The sequence below is a fragment of the Vibrio sp. V10_P2A27P122 genome (assembly GCF_963874335.1).
Lineage (GTDB): Bacteria > Pseudomonadota > Gammaproteobacteria > Enterobacterales > Vibrionaceae > Vibrio > Vibrio anguillarum.
The window spans coordinates 1-8563 of sequence record NZ_CAWNHY010000045.1 but is presented as its reverse complement, the minus strand read 5'-3'; the positions used below and the strand labels follow the sequence as shown (position 1 = coordinate 8563).

General features: G+C 45.8%; 9 protein-coding genes. 8 read left to right on the top strand and 1 reads right to left on the bottom strand.

Features of this window, described 5'->3' with window-relative positions:
* The first annotated feature begins 76 nt into the window (after window positions 1-76).
* From AACQ17_RS02855 to AACQ17_RS02820, 8 genes are read left to right on the top strand one after another with little or no spacing between them, the layout of a single operon-like run.
* On the top strand, window positions 77-496 hold the full coding sequence (locus AACQ17_RS02855; protein WP_026028585.1) for a nuclear transport factor 2 family protein: 420 nt from the start codon (window positions 77-79) through the stop codon (window positions 494-496).
* On the top strand, window positions 493-1215 hold the full coding sequence (locus AACQ17_RS02850) for an SDR family NAD(P)-dependent oxidoreductase (protein ID WP_017044604.1): 723 nt from the start codon (window positions 493-495) through the stop codon (window positions 1213-1215). The genes AACQ17_RS02855 and AACQ17_RS02850 overlap by 4 nt, the downstream gene beginning before the upstream one ends.
* Window positions 1216-1245: 30 nt before the next feature.
* Complete coding sequence (locus AACQ17_RS02845; RefSeq protein WP_088721123.1) at window positions 1246-2520, top strand: NAD(P)/FAD-dependent oxidoreductase; 1275 nt, start codon at window positions 1246-1248, stop codon at window positions 2518-2520.
* A complete protein-coding gene (locus AACQ17_RS02840; protein WP_094147162.1) occupies window positions 2520-3260 on the top strand; it encodes a DUF1365 domain-containing protein in 741 nt (246 codons plus the stop codon). The genes AACQ17_RS02845 and AACQ17_RS02840 overlap by 1 nt, the downstream gene beginning before the upstream one ends.
* A gap of 57 nt (window positions 3261-3317) precedes the next feature.
* Window positions 3318-4565 (top strand): SAM-dependent methyltransferase, encoded by a 1248-nt coding sequence (locus AACQ17_RS02835; RefSeq protein ID WP_094147161.1) that lies wholly within the window; start codon window positions 3318-3320, stop codon window positions 4563-4565.
* Window positions 4565-5062: a DUF2878 domain-containing protein gene (locus AACQ17_RS02830; RefSeq protein WP_094147160.1), complete on the top strand. Its 498-nt coding sequence runs from the start codon at window positions 4565-4567 to the stop codon at window positions 5060-5062. The genes AACQ17_RS02835 and AACQ17_RS02830 overlap by 1 nt, the downstream gene beginning before the upstream one ends.
* Window positions 5040-5618: a chalcone isomerase family protein gene (locus AACQ17_RS02825; protein ID WP_094147159.1), complete on the top strand. Its 579-nt coding sequence runs from the start codon at window positions 5040-5042 to the stop codon at window positions 5616-5618. Before AACQ17_RS02830 ends, AACQ17_RS02825 begins: the two co-directional genes overlap by 23 nt.
* A complete protein-coding gene (locus AACQ17_RS02820; RefSeq protein WP_017049908.1) occupies window positions 5615-6142 on the top strand; it encodes a DUF3833 domain-containing protein in 528 nt (175 codons plus the stop codon). Before AACQ17_RS02825 ends, AACQ17_RS02820 begins: the two co-directional genes overlap by 4 nt.
* Window positions 6143-6186: 44 nt before the next feature.
* Here AACQ17_RS02820 and AACQ17_RS02815 read toward each other — a convergent pair whose 3' ends face one another.
* Window positions 6187-8481, bottom strand: coding sequence for a YgiQ family radical SAM protein (locus AACQ17_RS02815; RefSeq protein ID WP_088733050.1), 2295 nt, complete (start codon window positions 8479-8481; stop codon window positions 6187-6189).
* Window positions 8482-8563 lie beyond the last annotated feature (82 nt).

The following is an 8563-nucleotide window of genomic DNA, read 5'->3' as shown; positions in this document are numbered from 1 at the left end:
GAAATATTTTGTATAACTAAGTGACTTGTACTATTTTGTACATGTGAAGTTTTTGTATAACTTATGGAAACGTACAATGGATGTCGAATCGGTTGCTCAAGTTTATCGTCAACTCAACAAAGAGAACTTGCCTTTATTACGTCAGGTTTATCACGACAATGTCCTTTTTGAGGATGCCGCTCATCGAATAGAAGGTTGGCGTGCGCTATCGGATTATTTTGCTCGTTTGTATCAGAACGTAGAGCGTTGTGATTTTACCATCCATGATCACCAGCAAGTCGGTGACTGCGGCTTTCTCACATGGACTATGTCTTTGCAGCATCCTCGGCTAGCTCGTGGAAAACTTATACAAGTGCAAGGGATGAGCCATCTCAAGTTTCAAGACAACCAAGTCATTTATCACCGTGATTACTTCGACTTGGGAGAAATGCTCTATGAACACATTCCGCTGCTGGGAAGTGTTATTCGTTCGATCAAACAGAGGTTAGGGCAATGAAGAGTGTACTTATCACGGGAGCCACTTCTGGTATTGGTTATCAGCTAGCTGTTGATTATGCAAAAACGGGTTGGCAAGTTATTGCTTGTGGGCGTAACCAAGCCAAGCTTAATCAAATGCATCAAGAGTATCCGCAGATCCAAGGTATTGCGTTTGATATTACCGATTTTGAGCAAACGAAATCGGCTTTATCGCAACTGCCTTTTACTCCTTCACTGTGGATCCTCAACGCTGGCGATTGCGAATACATCGATCATGGTCAAATGGATTCACTCCGGTTTAAGCGTGTGTTTGACGTAAACGTTTTGGGTTTAGCTCATTGCATTGAGGCGATACAGCATCACTTTGTTGCTAACCACCGTGTGGCGATCGTTGGTTCCATCGCCAGTGAAATCGCGCTGCCAAGAGCAGAAGCCTATGGCGCTTCTAAAGCGGCGGTTAGTTACCTAGCACGCTCGCTCATGCAAGATTGGCGAGCGCAAGGTGTTGCTGTGACGATGATCTATCCTGGGTTTGTTGCCACGCCTTTGACTGATAAAAATAGTTTTTCGATGCCAATGATGGTCAGTGCCGAGTATGCATCGCAGGCGATTCGCCGTGGGTTGGAAAAAGGCAAAACCACCCTCTATTTTCCGGCCCGTTTTACGAGCCTATTACGTTTGATTGGCAGCTTACCTTACTCATGGCAAGGCAAATTAGTTGCGGCATTACTTAAATAACGATCTGTTTTGTAATTAAAGGAATTGAGTATGAAAATCGCCATTATTGGTAGCGGTATTTCCGGGTTAACATGCGGTTATTATCTGCATAAACATCATGATGTTACCGTGTTTGAAGCCAATCATTACATTGGTGGGCATACCGCCACCGTCGATATTGAGCTCGATGGTCAAAATCACGCGGTTGATACTGGTTTTATCGTGTACAACGACCGGACCTACCCAAATTTCATCGCAATGATGAATGAAATTGGCGTAAAAGGCATTCCGACTCAAATGAGCTTCAGTGTGCGTAATGATGCGAATGGGCTGGAATATAACGGTCATACCGCAACTACGTTGTTTGCACAAAAGCGGAACTGGTTAAACCCTGTCTTTTATCGCTTTATTTTTGAAATCATTCGCTTCAATCGGTTAGCGAAACAGCAAGCAGAACAAGCGCATCAATCGATGCAAACCTTAGGTGATTTCTTATTTGAGCACCAATTCTCTGACTATTTTTGTGAAAATTATATTTTACCGATGGGAGCGGCAATTTGGTCGTCTTCCTTGGCTGATATGCGGGTTTTTCCGTTAAGTTTCTTTTTGCGTTTCTTCCTCAACCATGGACTGCTAGAGATCACTAACCGACCACAATGGTATGTGGTTGAAGGCGGATCGCGCGCGTACATCGAACCCTTGACGCAAGGTTTTAAAGATAAGATTCATCTTGATAGCCCAGTTACACAAGTCAAACGCAGCTCGGCGGGTGTCGAGCTCGTTGTTAATGGGCAATCACACCACTTTGATCATGTAATTTTTGCATGTCACAGCGATCAGGCATTAGGTATGTTAGAGCAAGCGACAGAGGCTGAGCAAGAGGTGCTCGGCGTAATGCACTATCAAGCCAATGAAGTCACTTTACATACCGACACATCACTGCTGCCTAAGCGAAAAGCCGCTTGGGCAGCTTGGAACTATTGGCTTGATGGCAGCCCAGATCAAGAATCGCGTTTACCAGCGCTGACCTACAATATGAATATCTTGCAGCATATTAAAGGCGCTCATACTTTTTGTGTATCGCTCAACAGCGGTGACCGCATTGCTGATGAGAAAGTTTTACGACAGTTTACTTATCACCACCCGGTATTTACCACGCAATCTATCGCGGCTCAGCAACGCAAGCCTGAAGTCAACGGTGTGAATAACACTTGGTACTGTGGCGCTTATTGGCGCAATGGTTTTCATGAAGATGGCGTGACCAGTGCGCTGGATGTGGTGACACAGCTTGAAGCGCAAGCGCAGCAGTTAAAAGGCGCGGCGTGATGGAGACGGAGCCCAACAGTTGTTTGATGGTTGGCATGGTACGTCATCGACGCTTTACTCCGATTGAACATGCGCTCAATTATCCATTGTTTATGCCGTGTATTGATCTCGATGAACTGGATCAACTGAGTGATTCAGTTTGGGGGTTTGGCGAAAAATGGTGGCACTGGGCGCGTTTTCAGCGCGCCGATTATCTTGGTGAAGGGGATTTAAAACAGTGCATACAAGATAAAGTTCATGAGCTGACGGGCGACCGCTGCTCTGGAAAGGTGATAGCAGTATGTCACCTTCGTTATTTAGGAATCTATTTCAGCCCGGTTAATTTCTACTATCTTTATGATCAACAAGGTGAATGGCAATACTTGTTGGCCGAAGTGAGTAATACACCTTGGAATCAACGGCACTACTACGCGGTGAAAGCACAAGCGGGAGAAGAGCAGCAACAGTGGCGTCATCAAAAGGCGTTTCATGTTTCTCCCTTCAATCCTATTGATCAGCGATATCATTGGAAGTTGAAGCCGCTTGGTTCGTCATTGAGTGTGCATTTGGAATGTCACAAAGAAGGTAAAGTTTTCGATGCTACTTTATCGATGAAGGCACAACCATTTAATTCAAAAAATTTACTCAAGTTATTGATCAAAACACCCGTGATGGCCGTAAAAGTGACAATAGGTATTTACTGGCATGCTTTAAAGCTGTGGCTTAAAGGAGCACCTTTCTACTCCAATCCACATTCATAAATACGCAAGATCTACACAGAGACAGTGTCTAAATAACAATAACAAGGAGAACGCTCAATGCTTAATTCACAAACTCTCGCGTTGCCCAAGCAACTGACAGGGTTGCAAAAGAGTGCAAGAAGCTTCATTTTTCGCTGTCTACAGCGTTTAGACGTCGGCACTTTAACCATCATTGAAACCTTTTCCAATGAAGGCGCGTCCAGTCAGGAGACTTTTGGCGTACTTAAAGAGCATCAACCCCATGCAACTATTGAAATACATCACCCTCATTTTTATGCTCGTTTATTAAAAGGGGGTAGTATTGCAGCGGGTGAAGCTTACATGGATGGTTGGTGGGATAGCCCGAATTTGACCAGCCTAATGGAACTGATGGCTCGTAATGTCAGTGCATTAGATGGCATTGAAGCTCGCAGTAGTGTGTTGACCAAACTTTTTTATAAAGTAAGCCATTGGCTCAACCGAAATTCAATCGATAAAGCCAAAGAGAATATTCATGCCCACTACGATCTAGGCAATGATCTCTACCACACCTTTTTAGACAGTAATATGCTCTATTCCAGCGCGTTGTTTCTGCATCCGGATGAAACGTTAGAGCAGGCGCAAATTAATAAAATGGAACGTTTGTGCCAGCAGTTGCAACTCAAAGCAAGCGACCACGTGATTGAGATTGGCACCGGTTGGGGTGCGATGGCGATTTACATGGCCAAAACTTACGGCTGTCAGGTCACGACGACGACCATTTCTGAAGAGCAGCATTACTACACCGCACAGCAAATAGAGCGGCAGGGGCTGGAGAGTCAAATCACCTTGCTTAAGCAAGATTACCGCCTGCTACAAGGTCAGTACGATAAATTAGTCTCGATAGAGATGATCGAAGCGGTCGGTAAAGAGTACCTCGACTCTTATATTGAAAAGTGCCAGTCACTACTAAAACCCAATGGTTTGATGGCGATTCAAGCCATTACCATTGCTGATCAACGTTATGATTATTACAGCAATAATGTCGATTTCATTCAGAAATACATTTTCCCCGGCGGTTTTTTACCCTCAATTACTGCATTGACAACGGCGGCGACACAGCACAGTGATTTAGTGGTTCGCAACCTGTTTGATCTTGGTCCTGACTATGCGCATACGCTTGCTCATTGGCGTCACCGTTTTGAGCTTGCAAAACATCAGGTTTCACAACTTGGGTATGATGAGCGATTCACGCGTATGTGGCGTTACTATTTCTGCTACTGCGAGGGTGGATTTTTAGCAAAATCCATCAGCACTGTACATATGACTTTGCAAAGACCGATGTAATGAAAACGCTGTTTGCTGTCTCTCTTTGGTTTCAAGCGATCTGGTTTGTTGCTGTGTTGGGGACAGAACGTTTGCAGTGGTTGGCATTGGCCATGATGTTAGCCGCATTGATTTTTTCCTTGCGGCACTTCTCTTACTCTTTGGAAAGGGTAATTGCCTTAACCATTGTGGGTATTGTTATCGATGCCCTTAATCAGTATTTCGGATTATTACGCTTTGCTACCAATGACTTTCCCATTTGGTTAATGGTGTTGTGGGGCGCTTTTTCTTGGTATGTCTTCCATTTAGTGGTGCTGATGAAACGTTATCCATCCAAACTCATTTGTTTGATGGTCGGCGTGTTAGGCAGTTTAAGTTATTGGGCGGCAGAACGTTTAGGCGCTGTACATTTTGATTGGCCATTGGGTTTGACTATGGCCATCTTGTGGTTGCAGTGGATGATGATCGGTACATTGATACTTAGGGTATTTAGCGATGATGTTAGCAAAGAGAAATAGGCTAAGAAAATTCAACCTGTTAGTTATAGTGATTGCCTTTCACAGCTTGGTGAATAACGCTTTTGCGGCGGTGGCAGACGATAAACTGGCCGAGTGGCAAACTTGGCCAGTGATTGGCCAAGCGAATTTAAGCTGGTTATGGCTAGATATTTATTCCTCGCAGCTTCGTACTCCTTCAGGGCAGTACGAGCAAGGAAGCGATTTATCACCTCATCCCTTGGCGCTTGAAATTGAATATCAGCGCGACATCAGTAGTAAACAGCTGGTGGAATCGACCGCAGAGCAGTGGCAAAAACTCAAATTAACCGAGCAACAAATTGCACCGTGGCTGGTGCACCTATCGTCCATTTTTCCCAGCGTTACTGAGGGCGACCGCTTGATTTACACCTCCGATGGGCAGCAGGGCGCTTTTATTTTTCATCCTAAGAATGGTGTTCAAGCTCAGGTTGGTACAGTAGTCGACGAAGCGTTAAATGACGCCTTTCTCGCGATATGGCTGTCGCCACAGACGCAATACCCACACTTACGCAAACAATTGATAGGAATGCAACCATGAAAGCGATAGCCAGACGCAGTTATCTGTTACTTCTACTTTGGTTAGTGGGGTGCAGCGCTGATCTCACTCAATACCAATCCACGCAACCTAAGTTTGATTTATTTGAATACTTCTCTGGTCGAACGTTCGCATGGGGGATGGTGCAAGATTATACGGGGATGCAAACGCGTCGTTTCGAGGTTGCCATCGACGGAACAGTTGAGGGGAATAAACTCACTTTGGTTGAAGACTTCAATTTTGATGATGGTGAAAAAAGCCAAAGAGTATGGGTGATTGAACGTTTTGCTGATGGAAAATATATCGGCCAAGCGGATGATGTATTAGGCCAAGCCCAAGGGGAAGAAGTGGGTAACGCTTTGCGTTGGCAATATGACTTTTCCTTACCTTATGGTGATTCTACGCTAACCGTTACCTTTGACGACTGGCTTTATCGGCAAGATGAAAAGCGGGTGTTTAACCTGACTAAAATTAAAAAATTTGGTATCGAGGTCGGTAAACTAACGCTGTTCTTTGAAAAACAATAAGGCTCCGTAAGGAGCCTTATTGTGCTGATCATATGGCTTTGGAATTATCTCTGTTCTGCGCGTGGCGCTCTTGGCTTAGAGGCTTGAGCAAACGGTTTGCCTTTACTTGTCGGGCGAGAGTGTGCAGGTTTAGATGCGCCGCCTTGGTTTTTCTTACCGTTGTCTGTCGCGCTGCTAGCGCGTGATTTGCTTGGTGAAGTAGCGCTCTCTTTACGCGGGTTAAGAGCATCAAAGCCCGGCTGAGTTTTGGTGTGTTTGGTCGCAAAACGGTTCGCTCCGTGACGGCCAGATTTACGACGCTGCGCAGGCGTGAGTGCATCGACATCATTCGCAGGCACTAAGCAGTTAGGTTTATCACCAATCAAATGCTTTTTACCCATGTTGATCAAGGCTTCACGGATAATCGGCCAGTTTAATGGGTCATGGTAGCGTAACAGCGCTTTGTGCAGCCTGCGTTGACGCTCCCCCTTCGCGACAGTCACTTCTTCACGTTTTTTGTATTTCACACGTTTGAGCGGGTTAGTCTCTGAGTAATACATCGCGGTTGCATTACACATTGGCGATGGATAGAAGTTCTGCACCTGATCACACTCAAAATTGTTTGATTTTAGCCACAGTGCCAAATTGAGCATATCTTCATCTTCTGTACCGGGATGCGCGGAAATAAAGTACGGGATGAGGTACTGTTTCTTACCTGCTTCAGCGCTGTACTTCTCAAACATCTCTTTGAAGCGATTATAGGTGCCCATACCCGGTTTCATCATCAGATCGAGCGGATTCTTCTCGGTATGTTCTGGGGCGATCTTGAGATAGCCTCCTACGTGATGCGTGACCAATTCACGTACATATTCAGGAGATTCAATCGCCAAGTCATAACGCACACCAGAGGCGATCATCACTTTTTTAATGCCTTTGACTTTGCGCGCTTCACGATAGAGATCAATCGTATGTTTGTGGTCGGTATTGAGCTTATGGCAAATTCCGGGGAAAACACACGATGGGCGGCGGCAGTTCATCTCAGCTTTAGGATCACTACAACCTAAACGGTACATGTTCGCCGTTGGCCCACCCAAATCCGAAATGGTTCCAGTAAAGCCGGGAACTTTATCGCGGATCTCTTCCATCTCATTCAAAATCGACTCTTTTGAACGGTTTTGGATAATGCGCCCTTCATGTTCGGTAATCGAGCAGAATGAACAACCACCAAAGCAGCCGCGCATGATATTAACCGAGGTTTTGATCATGTCATAAGCAGGAATTTTACTTTTGCCATACATGGGGTGAGGCACGCGTGCGTAGCTCAGGCCAAACACGTAATCCATCTCTTCTGTGGTGAGTGGGATCGGGGCTTGGTTGACCCACAACTCACGGTCGCCATGACGCTGGATCAGCGCCCGACCTGAATAGGGGTTGGTTTCTAAATGCAGTACACGGCTTGCATGCGCGTATAAAATCCGGTCATTATTGAGCTTTTCAAAAGCAGGCAAACGAACCGCTGTTGTCGCGGCATCATGGCGAGAAGGACGAATGGTGATTGGCTTTGCTTCGGCTTCTTTTTCTTGATTAGTTTCACACTGCGTTTCCACCGCGTAAGGGTTCACAGGAACAAACGCTTTACCCGGTTTCTCAATGCGTGATGAGTCAATGATGGTGTAATGCTCAGGCTCAGCGGCCAGGTTCACGGCCGTGCCGCGAATATTGGTCATATCAGCGATGTTATCGCCATTGGCTAAGCGGTGCGCTACTTCAACCAATGCGCGCTCTGCGTTACCAAACAGCAGTATGTCGGCTTTGGCATCAAACAGCACAGAACGGCGCACTTTGTCTGACCAATAATCATAATGGGCAACGCGGCGCAAACTTGCTTCAATACCACCGAGTACCAGTGGCACATCTTTATAAGCCTCACGACAACGCTGCGAATAGACAAGTGTGGCGCGATCTGGACGTTTGCCACCTTCATTATTGGGTGTGTACGCATCATCATGACGTAATTTTTTGTCAGAGGTGTAGCGGTTGATCATCGAATCCATATTTCCGGCCGTGATGCCAAAAAACAGGTTAGGTTTTCCCAGCGCCATGAAAGCGTCTTTATTTTGCCATTGCGGCTGGGCAATGATCCCAACGCGAAAGCCTTGCGCTTCGAGTAAACGGCCAATGATCGCCATACCAAAACTGGGGTGATCCACATAAGCGTCACCCGTGACGATCACGATGTCACAGCTGTCCCATCCTAGGGCATCCATCTCCTTTTTACTGGTTGGCAGGAAAGGTGCGGTTCCAAAGCACTCTGCCCAGTATTTTTTATATTGATGAATAGGAGTGACGTTGCTGTGCATATTTTGACCTCTGATTAATGAGCCGCGCATTATAACGACTTGCACTGGTAGTATCTAGCGGAACATTGGCTTTGCGTTCTAT

Coding starts and splice junctions, on each gene's coding strand:
- AACQ17_RS02855 (WP_026028585.1), top strand. CDS start 77: ATGGATGTCGAATCGGTTGCTCAAGTTTATCGTCAACTCAACAAAGAG.
- AACQ17_RS02850 (WP_017044604.1), top strand. CDS start 493: ATGAAGAGTGTACTTATCACGGGAGCCACTTCTGGTATTGGTTATCAG.
- AACQ17_RS02845 (WP_088721123.1), top strand. CDS start 1,246: ATGAAAATCGCCATTATTGGTAGCGGTATTTCCGGGTTAACATGCGGT.
- AACQ17_RS02840 (WP_094147162.1), top strand. CDS start 2,520: ATGGAGACGGAGCCCAACAGTTGTTTGATGGTTGGCATGGTACGTCAT.
- AACQ17_RS02835 (WP_094147161.1), top strand. CDS start 3,318: ATGCTTAATTCACAAACTCTCGCGTTGCCCAAGCAACTGACAGGGTTG.
- AACQ17_RS02830 (WP_094147160.1), top strand. CDS start 4,565: ATGAAAACGCTGTTTGCTGTCTCTCTTTGGTTTCAAGCGATCTGGTTT.
- AACQ17_RS02825 (WP_094147159.1), top strand. CDS start 5,040: ATGATGTTAGCAAAGAGAAATAGGCTAAGAAAATTCAACCTGTTAGTT.
- AACQ17_RS02820 (WP_017049908.1), top strand. CDS start 5,615: ATGAAAGCGATAGCCAGACGCAGTTATCTGTTACTTCTACTTTGGTTA.
- AACQ17_RS02815 (WP_088733050.1), bottom strand. CDS start 8,481: ATGCACAGCAACGTCACTCCTATTCATCAATATAAAAAATACTGGGCA.